Raw genomic sequence first — 17,963 nt, 5'->3', positions numbered from 1 at the left:
GACCGTTTATTCCTCTCGCCGCAGGAGCGGCGGAATTGCCGCACGTTCCGCCGACTACCCGAGTTGCTGAATACGCTGATTCGGACTCACGACATCCGTGAGGCGAATCCCGAACTTTTCGTTGACCACGACGACTTCGCCGCGCGCGACCAATTTGTTGTTGACCAGCACTTCCATCGGTTCGCCGGCCAGCTTGTTGAGCTCGATGACCGACCCCTGCCCCAACTGCAGCAACTCCCGGATCAGCATCCGCGTCGAACCGATCTGCACGGTCACTTGCAGCGGAATATCGAGCACGAACTCGATGTTCTTGTTGGCGGGGACGGCGTTCTGATTATCGACCGGGGGAAACGAGGTCGCTTGCACGTTGGTGTCCCCGGCGCCGGTATTGGAAGCGTCCGACGGTGCAGTGGTGTCTCCGTTGCCCATGCGCAAATCTCCTTTAATTCCGGACGCTCTCTACCCCAATATCTTGGTCACGCGGCACGCATGATTGCCCTTAAAGATCCCGGGCTGCCCTTGAAATTTCGGATCACCCTCGACCAGACACAGCATCGGATCGCCGGGATGTTGGTCGAGCATCAACACGTCCCCGGGGTTGAAATTGAGCAAGTCCTGCACATTGATGCGCGCGGTTCCCAATTGCACGGTCAGAGCCACGTCACATTCCTGTAAGGAGTCCTTGAAACGACTGCCCCAACTGCTGTCCTGTTCCACATTGTCGGCGAACAGACCGGAATACAGTTTCTCTTTGATCGGCTCCAACATGGAGTAGGGATACGCGATAAACATTTCGCGGGAGATGTCGCCCAGATGCACCTGCAACGTCACCACCACAACAATTTCCGACGTCGTCACGACCATGGCGAACTGCGGGTTGCTCTCCGAGCGTAAGTATCCGATCTTCACCGGCATCACGGCCTGCCAGGCTTTCTCCAGGTCAGCCAAGGCCTGCTGCACCAGTTTCTTGATCAGACGGAGCTGAATCGTAGTAAACTCCCGGCCTTCGGGCTTCACATGCGTTTGCACTTTTCCGCCGAAGAAAAAGTCCACTATCAGGTACACCAGCATGGCATCCATGACGAAGAGCCCGTTGCCTCGCATCGGCTCCATGGCAAACAGATTGAAGGATGAGGGAACCGGAACTTTTTGAATGAAGTCGCCGAACTTCATGATTTGGGTGCCGAGGACGCTGAATTCGATCTTCTCGCGAAGCACGGCGCTCCAGGAAATGGATTGCTGACGCGTGAAGCGATCGTTGATCATCTCCATCGTGGGCATACGCCCGCGAATGATACGTTCTTGGCTGGTGAGGCTGTACGCTTTGACCCCGCCCGGTTCTTCCTCCTCCTTCGGAGCCGTCTCGACTTCGCCGGACATGACGCCGCCCATCAGGGCATCGATTTCTTCCTGGGAGAGTATTTTATCCATGGCGTCTCGGCGAACGACGATCGACTATTGAATGACGAATTCCGTAAAGTAGGTCGACTTCACCGACTTTTTCGGCAACAACCCGTTGATGCGATCCGTGATGTCCTCGCGCAATTTGTGTTTGCCTTGAGGAGAACGGGCGGTGGCGGAGTCCAATCCCGTCAGCAACACGAGGATGGCGTCGCGGATTTGGGGAGTGCGCGCTTTGATCTGTTCAACGGTGTTCGAGTTGTCGGCCTCTACCTTGAGGGTCACTTTGAGATAACGAATTTCCGGCGTGTCCGCGAGGTTCACGATGAAGGGGTCCAGGTCGGCAATCGCACTGGCATCGGCGACGGCCCCATGGCCCCCGCCTTTGTCTTCGGCCTCCCCGTGAGCGGCTTGCTTCTCTCCACCGTTTTCGCCATGCGCTTTTTCCCCGGAGGGGCCGCCCATCATTTTAAACATCGCAAAGGCGCCACCCAGGCCAAGAATCAATACCCCCGCGACGATGATGATGACCATCTTCATGGGAATACCCGCGGGCGCTGCGGGCGCCTTCTCTTCAGCTGCTTCTGACATACGGACCTCCTGCGGACAGTGTTTGCCGGTGTTGGTGGGTTGTGCAATGCATATGCCACGCAACGACCGACAACAGTCCGATGCAGATTTCCCTTTGTGCACCGGCGCCTGCGATAACCCACTGATTTCAGGTCACGCCGTCCTCCGGACGCGCGGCATCGCCGACCGTTCGTGAGACCTTGTCAGCGGAGTGACGGAGACGTTACGAGGGCCGACAGAATGTTGACGAAGGTGAGAAACGTGAGGGGGATCGGGTGTGGGCGAGCGCTAGGTAGAAATTGCCGACTTGGGCCCTGACGCGCGCTTTCAGACGCATCAGGGCCCTCCTCGCTTACCGTTTGAGATTCACGAGTTCCTGCAACATTTCGTCGCTGGTCGTGATCGCGCGCGAGTTGGCTTGAAATGCGCGCTGGGTAATAATCATGTCCACAAACTCTTTGCCGAGATCCACGTTGGATTGCTCCACGGTTCCCGACAGGACTCTGCCCAATCCATTTACAGTCGGGGCACCGGCCAGAGCCGCCCCGGACTCGACCGTCTCCAGAAAGTGATTGTCGCCCACGTTGACCAAGCCGTCGGGATTGGTAAAGCGGCTCAAGACGACCTGGGCAAGAGCACGTGTTTCCCCGTTCGTGAATTGGGCCATCACTCGTCCTTCTTTATCGACACTGATACGGTCGAGCGTGCCCGATGAATAGCCGTCTTGCGTTTGACTCGCGACACCGGAGGCGGCGCCGAACTGCGTCAGAGAGGACAAATCCACCGTCATGGCCTGCGGCGTGGTGGCGCCGTTGGTCAGTGTCGCAGTCACCGTCTGTGTTCCGCCCGCGGTGACGGCCCCGCTGGCGTTAAACGTCATGTTGGTTTGGGCGGCAGCCGCACCCCCGTCGATTTGAGAGTACACGCCCCAGGCATTCGCCGCTGTCTTCCGGAAATACAACTGCATTTGATGGGAGTTCCCCAGGGAGTCATAGAACGTCATGCCCGTGGAGAAATTGTAGGAGGTCGTATCGGTGACGCTGAAGGCTGTCGTCGGCGCCGTCGCATTGGCATTGAGATTCCCAAGTATCTCGGCGCTGGTCGTCGCGACCGGCGGTACGGCACTCGATGTCAGTGTAATGCCGCCGATCGTGCTCGTGATGTTGCCGTTCGTGTCGGCCTGGTAGCCTTGCAACAGGGCTCCGCTGCTATCGACGACCTGACCGAGATTGTCGACTTTGAATTGGCCGGCCCGCGAATAGAAATTGGCGCCGGACGTGTTTCTCACCAGGTAGAAGCCGTTTCCATCGATCGCCAGGTCGAAGGTATTGCCTGTGGTCGTCATCGACCCTTGGGAGAAATTGGTCTGCACATCGTTGAGGAACACGCCGAGACCGATTTGATCGCTGCCGGAGCCGCCGCCCAGGCTGGATGAAATCAGGTCCGAGAAGGTCGCCCGGCTGGACTTGAATCCTGCCGTCCCGACGTTGGCGATATTGTTCCCGATCACCCCCATGGCGTTGCCGTAGGAGCTCAAGCCGGTGACTGCGGTAAACATCGATGTTAAAATGCCCATTGTCTCATCCTCCTTGTTACCACGACCTGAACCATGTTCCCCAAGCGTTCGCCCGCGCCGCAGGACGACGGGCGTTATGCGACGGCCGTCGTGCCGGTGGTCGCGGTTTTATTCTGCGCGTTTTCCTGAAGCGTCACACTCTTCTCCATCAAGGACACCAGCTTGGACATTTGTTCCAGCTGCGAGAACTGCGCGGTTTGCGCGACGAAGTCCTCATTCTCCATCGGCTTGAGCGGATCCTGATGTTGAAGCTGGGTGACGAGCAGCTTCAGAAAATCGTCCTTCCCCAACGGCTTCGGGCCGTCGGTGGTCGGCGTGGATGAGTCTGGTGGGGTGGCCTGTGTAATTACCTTGCTGATATCCATGGGGCCTCCAATCATGCAAATAGGCTGACGCGTTCACTCCTGTACTCGCCGGTTTCTCCCCTCGCGCTGCGTTCCTCTTCTGCCGTCGTCCCTCTCTGACTGGACGCGGCGGTCTGGCGATCCTGATGCTGCTGTTGAAACATCCAGGCATTGTCGCTCCGACCCTGTTGTTGATCGACGGTGACCCGCAACATGCCCATTTCGAGGCCTGTCGTGCGGAGCGATGATTCCAGTGACTGCCCCTGTTGCAACAGCCCTTGTCCCAGTTCTCCATGTTCCGTCCGGATGTGCGCATGGACCGTTTGATCGCTCATCATGACACGGACCCGCAAGGGCCCCATGTCCAGGGGATCCAATTCCAGCATCACGCTTTGCGAGACGGGCGAGGCTCCTCGAAGTTCGTTCATGCGCTCGGATTCAGCCGCTCGCAGGACTGCAGCGGGCTGGCCGGCCTCGTTGCGGCCGACGGCGCTGTCGGCGGGAAGCGAGGTCGGTTGAGTCAGTCCACTCATCCGGTCCAGGAACAAGGGGCGATCGGGCGCCGCGTTGGGCATGCCTTGATTCGGCATTGAGCGATCGGGGTCGGCGGAAGAGCCGGAAAACGGTTCCGATTCATTCTCGAGAAATTTCCCGGCGCCCGCACTTCCCTGTTCGGCGTTCACCGGGGTGTTCTCCGCAAGGTCTTGAAGAAATGTGGACCGGTCCACCCGATCGCCCTCAGCCTGTTTCGTGGTGCCTTCCTCTGCCGTGCGTGTCGTGACAGTCGCAGCGACAGTCGTCACTTTCTCCGGGTCGATCGCGCCGGCGGTCACCGCCGCATCCATCCGGTCTGCGTTTACTTCCGGCACTTCACCATGGCTATCGGGCTGAGGAAAGGCTGAGAGGTCAATCGTTCCCTCCCCTGGCTGTTCCTTTTCAGCGGATTCTTTGATGTCTGACTTCTGCGCCATGGCTGTTGCAGCACCGCCGACGGGCGCCTCTTGAGAGGTTTCCACCGAGGCATTCATCGCTGCGAGTTGAGCAGAAGACATCTCAGGAGAGCCTGTAACGGCTGTAGCCGCCACTTTCGCGGCGTCCTCCGCAGAGGGATCCGATTCCGAGTCCGGTGCATCACCGGCTTGTACGTCGGTCTGTAAGACCGCAGGTGCGGGAAGAAGCATCGCGGCCACAAGGATCTCCTGCCGTTGCGCGCTCTGATCCTCAGCCTGTTCGGTAGTGTCTTCCTCTTTGGGGCGCTCGACTTCCCTGTCGGATACACAGTCAGCCTTCCCACAAGGCTCTTCGTTCGGGCCGGCAGTTCGTTCCTGTCGTGCGGCCTCCGTCGACCGAGCCGATCCTTGCTTGTCTGATTCCACCTTGGAATGGTGCGGCGAATGAGCCTGTGAAGCGGGTTTCGATGCGGCTCGCGCTGATGCCGGTTCCGGCGTCATTGCCGCCCGGTGAGCTTCTGTACGCCCAAGCAACGAATCGAATGTACGAGATGGCGATGAACCCTGAACCGTCGCCTGGCGATCTCGCCCGGCCGGGACGGCATGGGTGTTGTGACCTGGAATTCCATTCATGAAGGGCTGCATGTCAGTGGCCATAGGTGTTCCTGTCCGTTTCGAACTCCGTGCGTTGTCATGGAACAGCATTACAAAGGCCGTGCCATCCGCGTCGAATGAGAAAACCACGCATGACGCGGTATTTTCGCAAGAAGAATTGGAGTCGAGGACTTGAAGAGGGAAGTTTCTGCAGGAGGTGACGGCAAAACCTGCCGAATCACCGGGACACGAAGGGGCTGTTTACGGGGCTGTCAGCAATTGTTCGGTCAGGCGGGCTGCGCGCTCCGGTTTGACCTCAGCGAGAATTGCGCCGGCAGATTTGCCCTTGATCAGGCGTAGCACTTCGAGCGCCTTTCGATCCGGCATGCGCTCCAGGCGGGCGGCGGCCTCCTCGGCCGGCATGCTTTCATAGATTTTCGCCAGTTGCGTCTGATTGACGTTGGCCGCCCCTCCTGGCTTGGGCGTCGCCTTGGGCTTCTCCGCTTCACTCGTCGCCTTGCTCTGAGCGGCCTGACGACGTTTTTTTTCGGCCTCCACCGCCTGTTCATGACGAGTGACAATCTGTTCGAGTTCCGCTTTGAGTTCCAGGAGATGCATTTCCGATCCACGTAAGGCCGCCTCACGCTTATCCAGGGCACGTTTGCGCTGCTCCAGCATCTGAAAAATTTCACGCGGCGCGTTAATGGCAGGTCCCTGAACCTCTTTCTTGATCGCGTCGGCCTTTGGTTCTTCCTTCGCCGCTGCAGGAGCCGGAGCCGGCGCCACCTCCTCAGCGAAGGCCGCCGTGCCCATACTTCCCAGCAAGGCCACACCGAAGGCAACCCTGAGGATCCCCCCTGCACAGAGTGTGCGAACATCACCCCTCGCCATCACGGTCATGCCCGTTCTCCCTTTTGTAATAGACTCCGTCGCCAGGCACGTTCATCCAGCAGCTGCTGGTCCTGCCGTTCTCGTCGTCGACGTCGTTCCAGCGCAGCGCGCGCATCGAGGAGGTCCAGCTTCTTCCGATACTGCATGGCGTCCAGGAGTTCTCCGCGTTTGTGTTCCATTTCGACCTGTTGATCCCTCTGCACCTGCTCCATGCTCTTCCGTGCGGCGATGGCCCGATCCATCGCGTCAAGATGACCGTACACCTGATCCACGGTGCTCCCCTGTCTGACCTGAAGCAAATATTGGTCGGCATCCGCCTTCGCCCGCGAATCTAACATCGTCATACGGTCGACCGTCTGCTGCAGCGCGCTCGCGAGTTCCGCCAACTCGAGCTTGGCGACCTCTTCGAGTTGGATTGCGTAGGTGCGGAGCACGGTCACATTCATTGGATCGTTCCTGCCAACGCCAGCAAGGCATCGATGGACTGCGATAACCCGACGGACTGCTTCGTCTCCTGCCGCAGGAACGCCGTGATGCCCTCATGAGCGGACACGGCCTTATCCAGATCCTTGCTTGTGCCGGGCTTATACGCCCCCAGCGTGATGAGATCTTCAGAGCGCCGATAGAGCGCCGTGCGTTCCAGGACTAACCGTGCCGCAGCATAGTGTGCCGGCGTGACAATGTCCCGCATGACCCGGCTGGTACTCTGCAGGATATCGATGGCCGGAAAGTGATTGCGCGCGGCCAGTTCACGTGAAAGCACAATGTGTCCGTCGAGAATGGAGCGCACGGCATCCGCGACCGGATCATTGAGGTCGTCGCCGTCGACCAGCACAGTATAGAGCCCGGTAATACTGCCCCCGCTTTGTGCCGGTCCGACCCGCTCCAGCAATTTCGGCAACACGGCAAACACGGACGGTGTATATCCTTTGGTGGTTGGAGGTTCACCGATGGCAAGTCCGACTTCTCTCTGGCTATAGGCCAGCCGAGAAAGGGAGTCCATCATCAGCAATACATGTTTGCCGCAATCCCGAAAATATTCGGCGATGGCCGTCGCCACCAAGGCGCCGCGAATGCGCACCAGCGGCGGTTGATCCGAGGTCGCGACGACGACGATGGAGCGGGCCCTCGCTTCCGGTGTCAGGTCACGCTCCAGGAATTCTTTGACTTCGCGTCCCCGTTCACCGACAAGGGCGATGACCCTGACGTCCGCCTGCGTATACCGGCTGATCATGCCCAATAAGACGCTTTTTCCCACCCCGGAGCCGGCGAACACGCCGATTTTCTGGCCTTGGCCGCAGGTCAACAGCGCATTGATCGCTCGAATGCCAAGATCGACCGGCTGGGTAATTCTCGCGCGATGCAATGGATTCAGCGGAGGCGCATACAACGGAACCTGGACATCGGTACGCAGCGGCGGCAAGCCGTCCAACGGGTGCCCGAGTCCGTCGAAAATTCGTCCCAGCATTTGCGGTCCGACCGGCACCGACGCCACGTGCCCTTTCATCACGACACGGCTGCCAGGCCCGATGCCTTGCATTTCACCCAGCGGCATTAGCAGCACACGATCCTCGCGGAATCCGACCACTTCTGCCATGACGGCGCCATGGCCACCCTCACGGGTGATCTCGCAGACCTCTCCGACAGAGGTGAACGGCCCCGAGGCTTCAATGACGATCCCGACGGCTTGGGCCACCCGGCCCGTGACGGACAAGGGTTCGACTTGTTCGAGGCGTTCGCTAAGCTTCACCGGCGTCCCGCTTTCTTAAGGCTTCACCGAGCCTCAGCAATTGGGTATCCAGCGTGGCGTCGATCAAGAGGCTCTGCGCCTGCACGAGACAGCCCCCCGGGCTGATACCGGGATCCGTTTCAAATTTCAGGGTCAATAACCCATGCGGAGTCTGACTTAATGCCGCCCGCGACGCTTCGAGCAGCGGCAGATCCGATGGATGCACCCGGATCCGGACAAGCCCGCTTTCATGCAAATGGGCCAGTGCCGTTCGTACCTGCGTCACGATCACCTCGCGTTTTTCCGTCACCAGTTCGCGCAGGACCTTTTGCGCGATCATGAACGAAAGGGATGCGACTTCTTCTTCCACCGTGTCGTGCAGATTGCGCCAGCTTCCCTCCAACTGCGCCATCAGTGAGGCGACCAGCGCCTGTTCCCGTTGACGCAGCGAGGAGACCCGCTCCGTGACCCGCTTTTCCCCCTCCGCCACGCCCCGCTCGAATTCGGTCACGTCATCCGTTCCGAAGGGCCGATTCCCTCGGCTGAAATCGGCCAGCGGCACCGTCCGCAACTGAATGTTGCCGGAACGAATCAAGGTGCGCGTGAGCACCGTATTCTCCTGCCTGAGACGATAGAGCTCCAGCAGTCGCGACACGGATTGTCTGACCAATTCCACTTCGAACGGTTTGGTTAAGAAGTCCGCGGCGCCTGATTTCATGGCACGCACAGCCAGTTCGATGTTGCCGTGTCCGGTCATAACGATACTCAGCAGACGGCTATCGACCTCCAACGCCTGTTGCAAGAATGCAATTCCATCTGTTCCGGCCAATTGAACATCAACGATCAACACGGCAATCGGGCGGGATTTCAGGTGCATCAGCGCTTCGCCGACAGACCCGGCCGTGAGAATCGGGTGTCCTGTGGACTGCAGCATTTCTGTCAAGAGGAAGCCGATGGATGGCTCGTCGTCGACGATGAGAATGGCACGTGGGGCGAGTTCCTTTTCATTATCCGCGGGAGACGTCTGCGGCAGGCGACTTCCCAAATCAACGGTACCCATCTACAGCAACTCCTCGCCTCCCCCGCCCCCGATCACGATGCGGCCTTCCTCCTCAAGCTTGCGACAGACTTTGAGAATGTTCTGCTGCGCCTTCTCGACATCGGAGACCTTGACCGGCCCGCGCGTTTCCATGTCCTCCTTGAGCATTTCGGCCGCGCGGCTGGACATATTCTTGAGAAACTTCTCCTTGATCTCCGGGGTGGCGCCACGAAGCGCGACCGGAAGGTCTTCTTTACTGATTTCCTTCATGAGTTCCTGCATGCCACGGGAATCCAGTTCCACCAGGTCATCGAAGACAAACATCAGCGCCCGGATACTTTCGGCCAAAGCCTGGTCGCGTTCGGTGATCTTGGCCATGATGGCCCCTTCGGTGTTCTTATCCACACGCGTCAGAATATCGGCCATCAATTCGGCGCCGCCGACCGACATGCTCGACATGCCCATCGAGGCCGACAGAATTTCCTGCAGACTGTCGCTCAATTCGGACAGCACCTCCGGCTGCACTTCTTGCATCGTCGCCAGTCGCAGCGACACGTCGGCATGCAGGTGTACCGGTAGCAAGGCCAGCACGGCGCTGGCCTGTTCGGCTTCCATTTGCCCCAGACAGACGGCAATGGTCTGGGGATGTTCGATCTTAAGAATTTGCGCGACGGTTCTGGGATCGACCCACTTCAGGGCATCGATCCCCGGATAGGTCTTCGTATTCAAGGACTCCATCATTCTGGCGGCCTTCTCAGGGCCCAGCGCCTTCTTCAGAATGGCTTCCATGAATTCGCGTCCCTCGAATTGCACCTCGCCGGATGAGCTCGCCTGTTCGAATTCGGCGATCACACTGTCCTCTTCCTGCTTCGTAATGTTTGCGGTTTCTTTCATGAAGCTCCCGAGCTTGCGAATATCCTTCGGGTCGAGAGTCTTCATGACCGCTGCGGCAGCTTCTTCACCGATGGCTCGCAGTAAGATCGCCGCTTTTTGTGCGCCCGATAGTTCTTTATTCATGTTCCGCTTGGTTAGGCGTTATTTTTCAGCCACTGTTTCACGACGACAGCAGTATTGGCAGGGTTATTCTTGGCCATATCGAGGATCTGCCCCGGCTGTTTGCCGCTGATGGCCGCTTCAACCTGTCCCACCGACGCGGGCAGCGCCGGCGTCTCGCCGCCGCCGGCCGCGGGCGCGGACTGAACCAGCATCACCATCAACGGGCGCACCACCATGAAGAAAATCAGGAAGAACAGCACACCTCCGACTGCGTAACGCACGTAGGGCATCCAGGCCTTGCTCGCATCCGGCGCGGCCTCGACCCCGCCGGTCGGTTCCTCCGCTCCCAGCCCGAATTGGATGCTCACCACCTCCACTTGATCCTGCCGCTCGGTCGAATACCCCATCGCCTTCTTCACGATTTCTTCGATGCGTTTCATTTCTTCCTCGGAACGAGGTACATATTTCTTGGGTTGATCCGCCCCCGCCTCGCCCGCCTTGCCCCCGCCCTCATACGTGCCGTCTACCAGGACCGCCACCGAAAGCTTCTTGATGGTGCCCGTCGGCTCCACGATGCGCGACACCGTCCGGCTGATTTCATAATTGACCGTCTCGTTTTTTGTCTGATTGTTGTTCGAGCTGGTCTGTCCGCCTTCGGCTTCGGTACCACCCGGAACGTTCGACTCGACGCCGGGCACGCCGCCCGAGGTGCCGTTCACCCCGCTCGATTTTTCCTGTCCGCGCTGCTCACTGCGAACCACCTGTCCGTTCGGATCGTAACGTTCTTCCGTAGTTTCGATTTTGCGGAAATCCAGCACGCTCGACACGCGCACGACGGCTTTGTTCACGCCGACAATCCGTTCCAACATCGTTTGAATACGGGTCTCGATGTCCTTTTCGAGCGTCCGTTGATATTCCATCTGGGTTCCGGAAAGCCCGGCTGATTCATCGCTGGAGGTATTGGACAATAAATTTCCGTGGCCATCGACGACGGTCACATCGCGTGATTGAAGTCCCTCGACGCTGCTGGAGACCAGGTGCACGACGCCTTGAATTTGCGCCTTCGACAACGTTTGACTGGCGCGCAGCGACACCACCACGGAAGCTCGCGCACGATCCTGCTCAGTGGCGAACAGCCGGCGTTCAGGAATCGCCAAATGCACCCGTGCTCGTTCCACTTCCGGCATTTGAGCGATCGTGCGCGCCAACTCGCCTTGCAACGCCCGTCGATAATTCAACTTCTGCACGAAATCGGACATGCCCATGGTCGTCCGGTCGAAAATTTCATACCCCACACCTCCGCCATGCGGGAGGCCTTGACCAGCCATCTCCAAACGCAAGTCATGCACCTGCGCACTGGGCACCAGCACCGTGGTCCCTCCGTTGGCCGTTTCGTAGGGCACCTTCGCATCTTTCAGTTTGTCGATAATGCCCGACGCATCATCCACCGCCAGATTAGCAAAGAGGACCTGCATATCCGGCTGCTGGGTCCAGAGGGTCACCGCGACCAGTCCCGCAATGGACCCGGCGAGCGCGAGCAGAATGATGAACCGTTGGTTGATCGTAAACTGGTTGAATTTTGAAAACATACGGTGTGGAATCCTTTATGCGTGAGACCGGAGACCGGACAACAACCGCCTAAATCTGCATCCGCTGAATTTCCTCGTAGGCGGTGACCAGTTTGTTCCGTACCTGCATCATCAACTGAAAGGACACATCGGCCTGTTGCAATGCCACCATCGTTTGATGAATGTTGGTGCTCTGTCCGGTCACCAACGCATCGACGGCCTGGCTGGCGCCGGTCTGGGCGTCGTTGATATGCCCGATGGCCTCCTTGAGGGACCCCATGAAATTGGCTGCGCCGGCCTCGCCGCCCGGCCCTGCCTCGTGAATCTCAGGCACCTCAATCGGTCGGAGCCCGTTCGCTCCCGCAATGCGCAGATCAGACATGGTTACCTCCCGATCTCCAACGCGCGATTCCACATGGTGCGGGTCGCGTTAATCGCCTGCACGTTCGCCTCATAGGCGCGCGAGGCGCCGATCATGTTGACCATTTCTTCCATGACATTCACATTGGGCATCGTGACGAATCCCTTCTTATCCGCATCGGGATGACGCGGGTCATACACCGTCTGTCCGGGCTTCTTGTCTTCGATGACGCGCGCGACTTTGACTCCGTCCAAGGCTTGACGGCCGGGGCCGGACGTCACTTGCTTGAAGGCCTTTTGAAATGCCGAGGATACGGGCGCGGCCTGAAACACGACATCACGACGGCGGTAGGGACCGCCCGTGCTGGTTTTCGTTGACTGGGCGTTGGCCAGGTTGCTGGCAATGACATTGAGTCGATGCCGATGGGCATCCAGCGCGGAGACGGAGACCGCAAGGCTATCTGTCAATTCCATCACACACCTCTTTGTGGTTGCTTCCGGAAGTCATGAGTTCACTGTTTCACGCGATCGCGCCTACCGTCCTTCTCGAATGGCACCCAACAGACCTTTGAACTTCATCCCGATGATGGTCGCTGCGGTGTTGTATTGCTGAGCGTTATCCGACATTTTGGCCATTTCCAATTCAATGTTGACGGAATTGGCGTCCAGCGGGAGATCGCCTGCCGGCACGTCTTCAAGCTGGCCGAGGACCCGTTGGTACCCCGTGCCCTGTGGTCCGAAATGTTGCGCGTTGGTGGAGACCAGGGAGATCGGTAACTTGCCCTGCTGCGCATTGGCCAGCGCCTGGCCGAAATTCAAATCCTTCGCGCGATACTTGGGCGTTTCTTCGTTGGCGATATTCGCCGCGATCACCTGCTGGCGGGCACCGCGAAGATCCAACGACCGACTCAACAATTGCATGGTTCTGTCAAAAATAGTCATATCCGACGCTCCTTAGAAAAACTCCACCATCACAGAGTGTGCAATACATATACCGCGCTTGCGACTCATCGAATTGGGATCACGTCCTCCCTATGGGCGGCGCTCCGGTCGGTACCCGGCAAAAACGTCCACCCCGGAGAATAATCTGCCTATCTCCCTGCCTGTGTGATCAGGACTTCTCCGCCTCGACCTGGTAGCCCATGTCGCGATACTCCCGTAATTTGTTCCGCAGCGTTCTGATGCTGATCCCCAATTCCTTCGCCGCATGCGTGCGGTTTTCTTTCACGCGCGCCAGGGTCTTGAAAATAAGGTCGCGCTCCATCTCCCACAGCGATCCATGCGCTGAGGCAGTCACGAGGGTATCGACCGCCTCTACCTCCCGTACCGGCACCGTGCCATCGCCCGGCATCAGATGATCCACATCCACCGCCCCTCCGGTGGCCACAAGAATGGCACGTTCCATGACGTTTTCGAGTTCACGCACGTTGCCTTTCCAGGGGCGTTGCTGAAGATCGGCGATCGCGCGCTCGGACAACGTCGGCATGGTGAGCCCGTTTCGCTGCGCCGAAGAACGAAGGAAATGTCTCGCCAGCAGCGGAATGTCGCCGGACCGATCACGAAGCGGAGGCACCGTGACGGGAAACACGTTCAGTCGATAAAAAAGATCCTCACGGAATCGGCCCTGTGTAACTTCGTGATACAGGGAGCGATTGGTTGTAGCGATGACGCGAATATTTACCGGGACCGGCTCACGCCCACCGATACGATCGACCTCGCGCTCTTGCAGGACGCGCAGAAGTTTGGACTGCAAGCCCAAATTCATTTCGCTGATTTCATCGAGAAACAGCGTCCCGGTATGCGCCATTTCGAACTTACCCAGTTTTTTTTGAATGGCTCCGGTAAATGCGCCGCGTTCGTGGCCGAACAGTTCGCTCTCGAGAAGGCTGTCCGGGAGCGCGGCGCAATTCAACGCGACGAAGGGTCGATGTGCGCGCGGACTGCGCGCATGAATGTAACGGGCCATGAGTTCCTTCCCGGTTCCGCTCTCGCCGCTGATCAGTACGGTTGCCTGACTCGCCGCGACACCCTCCAGAGTGGTGAGCAGGCGGATCATACCGGGGTCCTGCGTCAAAATCGCCCGCGCTTCCAGTGTGGCTGGCCCTTCCTGCTCGTCCGTCGCCGTGGTGGCCTGCAGGTTGAGAATCACTCGTTCCAACAGATCCGTCGAGAAAGGCTTTAACAGGTAGTCATTCGCGCCGTATTTCATCGCTTCCACCGCGGTCTCCACCGTGCCATAGGCGGTCATCAGAACAATGAAGGTCTGGGGGGATTTTTGTTTGATGGCCTTGACGAGTTCCAGCCCCGTCAGGCGAGGCATCTTCAAATCGGTCACTACCAGCCACGGTTTGATTCGTTCAATCTGCTCAATCGCGTCCACGCCGTCGATCGCCCCCCGGACTTGATAGCCCAATCTGCGCACCGTTTCAGACAGGGCCGTTCTCATCGAGGGTTCATCATCGACGATCAGGACCATCCGAGCTTCTTCGGAGGTGGCGGAGGGGCCTTGTAGATCCTGTTGCACGCTCATTCGTAAGTCTCCTCTTCGGTGACATTCGCGATCGGGTGGATTTGTACGGACCGTCCGACCAGTGCAGCATTTCGCGCCGCCGTCGTGGCTTGCTGCATGGGGCCCTGGGGCAATGTCATGACAAATGAAGTCCCATGCCCCGGTCTGCTCTCCAGATCGATGCGGCCGTGATGAGCCTCGACCAGCGCATGGACGATGGCGAGCCCCAGTCCGGTCCCCTGGTCTTTCGTAGTAAAAAACGGGTCGAATACCCGCGACTGCAGCTCGAGGGGAATCCCCGTGCCGGTGTCACTGACCGTGAGTTGAATCGCAGGCGCTTCTGAAATGTCTTCCGGAGCCATACGAGCGGACAATGTCAGGCGGCCCCCTTCCGGCATGGCCTGGACGGCGTTCAGCACAAGATTCAGGAGTACCTGTTTCATTTTCCCGCCGTCACACCATATCTTCGGCACGCAGGGGTCGACCTCGCAACGGACCACGATCGACGCCGGTGACATGGCATGGCTCGCCAGCGTGAGTACTTCTCGAATCAGCGATTCGGTATCCAGCCAGGTCAACCTCGAACAGTCGGGTCTGGTATAGACGAGAAGGTTCGATAACAAGCGGTCCATGGCCTGCACTGCCACAGAGATATGCTCCGCATAGGTCCGCAGATGCGGCTGATCGCGCAGATCCTTGCGCAGCATCGACGCGAACAACTCGACGCTTCCCAGTGGATTCCGGATCTCGTGCGCGATGTTCCCGACCATCTGCCCCATGGCTTCCAGGCGGTTGCGCCGCTGCAAACGGTCTTCAAGCTGTCGAATGTGAGTGACGTCATGGATCAGGACCAGTTTGCCGATCAAACTCCCGGCTTCATCGGTCAAGTCGCTCTGCGAGAGGGCAATGGTGACGTCCGTCGGAAGGACCAGCGGATACTCGCCGCGATCTTTCCTGATTTCCTCCAGGACCTCCGTCGCCCGACGTCCCCTGAGGCTGGCTTGCGACACTCCCAACAGACGTTCCGTGGCGTGATTGCACCGCACGACCGAATCCTGCGAGTCCGCTACGATCACACCCGTATCCAGCGACTCCAGCACCGCCGTCACATGGGCCCGCATCTCTTCTGTTTCACGCAGATGCTCGCGCAAACTAGCATTGGTTTGCGCGAGCTCCAGATCCATCTGCTGCAACCTGGTCGTCAATGCGTCATACGACTGTTGAAGAACGGTAGCAGCCTGGTCAAAGTCGTGGAACGCACGTGTCAGCAGGTCATTGTTCGATGTGGCGACCTCGCGCGTGGTCATCGCTTTTTGCCTCCTGCGGCGGGAGTGGATTCAGGCAACTCAGTCTGCAATACGGCAGCCATACGCCGAACGAGGCTGTCGCTGTTTTCATGCAGTGCGCGAAGTCCGCTTCTTGCGAACCCTTCACGCTTCACTCCTCGCGCCAACTGCACGATCTGTAATTGCGCCCAGGCTTCCTCTTCAGGTTCCAAGCCCGCCACCAAGGCCTGCTTATACAGAGCCAGTGCCGGCTCTTGACGATTCAGTCTGGCCAACACATCGGCATATCGGAGCCGGTCCAATGCGGACAGGTCCGTCCCCGCCCTAAGCACGTCCTCATACAGGGGAGCGGCCTCGGCATCCCGTCTTGCTTGCCTTAAGGCATCGGCGACCTTCAGCTGAACCGATGCACGGTCAGGATGGCGCGGGTTGTGTATCAACCACTGCTTTCCAAGCTTCACCAAGCCGGCCGTGTTTCCTTCCCCCTCGAAGGACGTCAGGATTCCAAGCAGAGCCTGTCCAGCGAACCGGCCGACGGGAAATTGCAGGCGATACCGCTCGAAGACGGCACGGGCCGCGCGCATGTCTTTTTGTTCCAAGTAACTCTCGCCGAGCCCCATTAAAGCGACTTCGTGAAAGGTCTCGGCTTTGGAATCTCGAATCAACGACTGAAAGAGCCGCGCCGATTCGATTGGAAATCCAAGCCGACGATGCGCCTCGGCTACCTTGAGCAAAAGATCCGTACCGGCGTAGAGCCGATCGGCAAACGGGCCGTTACGGTGGAACAGGCTGATCAGCTCAAAATCGTCGCCCGCTTTCAGCGCCGCTTCCAGCCTGGGTCTCATAAATCTGACGAGTTGCGCCCCGCTTTTCTCCGGCCAGGGATCGTTCTCAAATTTCCCGGCCCGCTGGACCCCCTGCTCGTAGGCTTTCAGCGCATCCTCCTGCTTGCCGACTCGCTCCAACGCCTCCCCGAGATGAAATAACGCTTCGCTTCCAACCGGTGAGTCCTCATATTCCTTGGCGGAGCGTTGGAACAACTGGCGCGGGCTGAGCATTTCACCGGGTTTGAGAGGAACGTTTGCGAGGTGGGCGGCGATCGTGTGTCGAAGATTGACCTCTTCGCCTTCCGGGGTGAGATGCTCCTGCACATCCGCATATCGGAGCCTGGCCGTGGGCACAACCTGCGCATCCGGATATTGGCTCAACAACGCCGCATAGAAAATGCTCGCATCTTCCCATCGTCCGGCCTCTTTGTAACTGTCGGCCAAGTGCATTAACACAAAAGGATTCTCCGGCCTGGAGGGATACAGATTGTAGAAATGAAGGAGTTGTTCCCGCATGACCGGGCCGCGCTGAGCTTCTCCCGCCGTATCTGCATACCGCAGCAATGCATACGGATCCGCCCGAAGTGCGGAAGGCCAGCGGTTGCTGAGGCTTTCATATAGCGCATCAGCGTCCTTGATCCGCCCCATTCGATAGAGGCTGTGGGCCTGTCCCAGGGAAGCGGACACCAGCAACGTGGGGTCCGTGGTTCGCTTCAAAACGTGATCAAACGTCTGTACGCTGTCCTTCCAACTCTTGATGCCGCGAAAGACATAGCCCAGACCGAGCATGGCTCGATTGGCATCGTAGGAATCCCGCTCGGAGAGACTGAGCGCATGCTGGTAGGCGATCTGCGCCTCCTGGTACCAACCCTCGACACGATACACATCACCGATTCTCCAGGCGGCCCGCCTGGCATTTGTCGACCGGGGATCGTCTCGCATCACCGCCTTGTAGAGATCGATGACTTCCAGCGGCCTCAGTTCTTGTGCGCCACTCTTTAAAGAGCTTTCTGTGAGAAAGGCTTGAATAGACGATCGTAGCGGAAGATCGCGATGGTCTCGCAGCAGGTTGGTCAGGTGAAGCCGCGCTTCGAGATACTGCCCCTGATTGTAGAGAGTGACTCCCCGTTCAAATTCACCCCATTCCGGACTCTCGGGAATCCCTTCCACGCGAGGCCCTGGATCCGGAAGTGCCCCGCGCACCAATTCAGACGGCTCAGGCATCATGGCAGGCAATTCTTGTCGCATCGTCGAAAGGCCACCGGCAGCCATGGCAGATGCCCCCCCGGCGAAGAACAGACTTCCCAGGACAAATGCCAGGAC

At 58.7% G+C, this 17,963-nt stretch carries 18 protein-coding genes; all 18 read right to left on the bottom strand.

The genetic code is table 11. The features are described from left to right. Positions 1–54: 54 nt before the first annotated feature. The 18 genes from fliN to H8K11_18040 all read right to left on the bottom strand — a co-directional run bounded on the left by fliN (position 55) and on the right by H8K11_18040 (position 17,867). A complete protein-coding gene (gene fliN / locus H8K11_18125) occupies positions 55–429 on the bottom strand; it encodes a flagellar motor switch protein FliN (GenBank protein ID MCS6265665.1) in 375 nt (124 codons plus the stop codon). A 30-nt stretch (positions 430–459) separates the two neighbouring features. Further along, positions 460–1,431: a flagellar motor switch protein FliM gene (gene fliM / locus H8K11_18120; protein ID MCS6265664.1), complete on the bottom strand. Its 972-nt coding sequence runs from the start codon at positions 1,429–1,431 to the stop codon at positions 460–462. A 24-nt stretch (positions 1,432–1,455) separates the two neighbouring features. Beyond that, positions 1,456–1,992, bottom strand: coding sequence for a flagellar basal body-associated FliL family protein (locus H8K11_18115; GenBank protein ID MCS6265663.1), 537 nt, complete (start codon positions 1,990–1,992; stop codon positions 1,456–1,458). A 331-nt stretch (positions 1,993–2,323) separates the two neighbouring features. Then, entirely contained in the window at positions 2,324–3,547 is a 1,224-nt protein-coding gene (locus tag H8K11_18110; protein ID MCS6265662.1) for a flagellar hook protein FlgE, read from the bottom strand. A 74-nt stretch (positions 3,548–3,621) separates the two neighbouring features. Then, the gene (locus H8K11_18105; protein MCS6265661.1) at positions 3,622–3,912 is read right to left on the bottom strand and encodes a hypothetical protein; all 291 of its coding nucleotides are present in this window, start codon (positions 3,910–3,912) and stop codon (positions 3,622–3,624) included. An 11-nt stretch (positions 3,913–3,923) separates the two neighbouring features. Further along, entirely contained in the window at positions 3,924–5,081 is a 1,158-nt protein-coding gene (locus H8K11_18100) for a flagellar hook-length control protein FliK (GenBank protein MCS6265660.1), read from the bottom strand. Positions 5,082–5,696: 615 nt separating this feature from the next. Further along, positions 5,697–6,335, bottom strand: a complete 639-nt coding sequence (locus tag H8K11_18095; protein ID MCS6265659.1) for a hypothetical protein — start codon at positions 6,333–6,335, stop codon at positions 5,697–5,699. After that, positions 6,332–6,772: a flagellar FliJ family protein gene (locus H8K11_18090; protein ID MCS6265658.1), complete on the bottom strand. Its 441-nt coding sequence runs from the start codon at positions 6,770–6,772 to the stop codon at positions 6,332–6,334. Before H8K11_18090 ends, H8K11_18095 begins: the two co-directional genes overlap by 4 nt. Further along, a complete protein-coding gene (locus H8K11_18085) occupies positions 6,769–8,076 on the bottom strand; it encodes a FliI/YscN family ATPase (GenBank protein ID MCS6265657.1) in 1,308 nt (435 codons plus the stop codon). The genes H8K11_18090 and H8K11_18085 overlap by 4 nt, the downstream gene beginning before the upstream one ends. Further along, the gene (locus tag H8K11_18080) at positions 8,066–9,115 is read right to left on the bottom strand and encodes a response regulator (protein MCS6265656.1); all 1,050 of its coding nucleotides are present in this window, start codon (positions 9,113–9,115) and stop codon (positions 8,066–8,068) included. Before H8K11_18080 ends, H8K11_18085 begins: the two co-directional genes overlap by 11 nt. Next, positions 9,116–10,111, bottom strand: coding sequence for a flagellar motor switch protein FliG (gene fliG, locus H8K11_18075; protein MCS6265655.1), 996 nt, complete (start codon positions 10,109–10,111; stop codon positions 9,116–9,118). 11 nt (positions 10,112–10,122) lie between these two features. Then, entirely contained in the window at positions 10,123–11,679 is a 1,557-nt protein-coding gene (gene fliF / locus H8K11_18070) for a flagellar M-ring protein FliF (protein MCS6265654.1), read from the bottom strand. A 49-nt stretch (positions 11,680–11,728) separates the two neighbouring features. Then, entirely contained in the window at positions 11,729–12,040 is a 312-nt protein-coding gene (gene fliE / locus H8K11_18065) for a flagellar hook-basal body complex protein FliE (GenBank protein ID MCS6265653.1), read from the bottom strand. Between the two features lie 2 nt (positions 12,041–12,042). Then, positions 12,043–12,492 carry a flagellar basal body rod protein FlgC gene (flgC, locus tag H8K11_18060; protein ID MCS6265652.1) on the bottom strand — a complete coding sequence of 150 codons (450 nt, stop codon included), beginning with the start codon at positions 12,490–12,492 and terminating at the stop codon, positions 12,043–12,045. Between the two features lie 60 nt (positions 12,493–12,552). Then, positions 12,553–12,960 (bottom strand): flagellar basal body rod protein FlgB, encoded by a 408-nt coding sequence (flgB, locus tag H8K11_18055; protein ID MCS6265651.1) that lies wholly within the window; start codon positions 12,958–12,960, stop codon positions 12,553–12,555. A gap of 169 nt (positions 12,961–13,129) precedes the next feature. Continuing rightward, positions 13,130–14,548, bottom strand: coding sequence for a sigma-54-dependent Fis family transcriptional regulator (locus tag H8K11_18050; protein ID MCS6265650.1), 1,419 nt, complete (start codon positions 14,546–14,548; stop codon positions 13,130–13,132). Further along, the gene (locus H8K11_18045) at positions 14,545–15,834 is read right to left on the bottom strand and encodes a PAS domain S-box protein (protein ID MCS6265649.1); all 1,290 of its coding nucleotides are present in this window, start codon (positions 15,832–15,834) and stop codon (positions 14,545–14,547) included. Before H8K11_18045 ends, H8K11_18050 begins: the two co-directional genes overlap by 4 nt. Beyond that, on the bottom strand, positions 15,831–17,867 hold the full coding sequence (locus H8K11_18040; GenBank protein MCS6265648.1) for a tetratricopeptide repeat protein: 2,037 nt from the start codon (positions 17,865–17,867) through the stop codon (positions 15,831–15,833). The genes H8K11_18045 and H8K11_18040 overlap by 4 nt, the downstream gene beginning before the upstream one ends. Between the last annotated feature and the right edge of the window lie 96 nt (positions 17,868–17,963).

The organism is Nitrospira sp. (assembly GCA_024998565.1).
Classification (GTDB): Bacteria; Nitrospirota; Nitrospiria; order Nitrospirales; family Nitrospiraceae; genus Nitrospira_A.
This window is presented reverse-complemented; position numbering and strand designations above follow the sequence as displayed.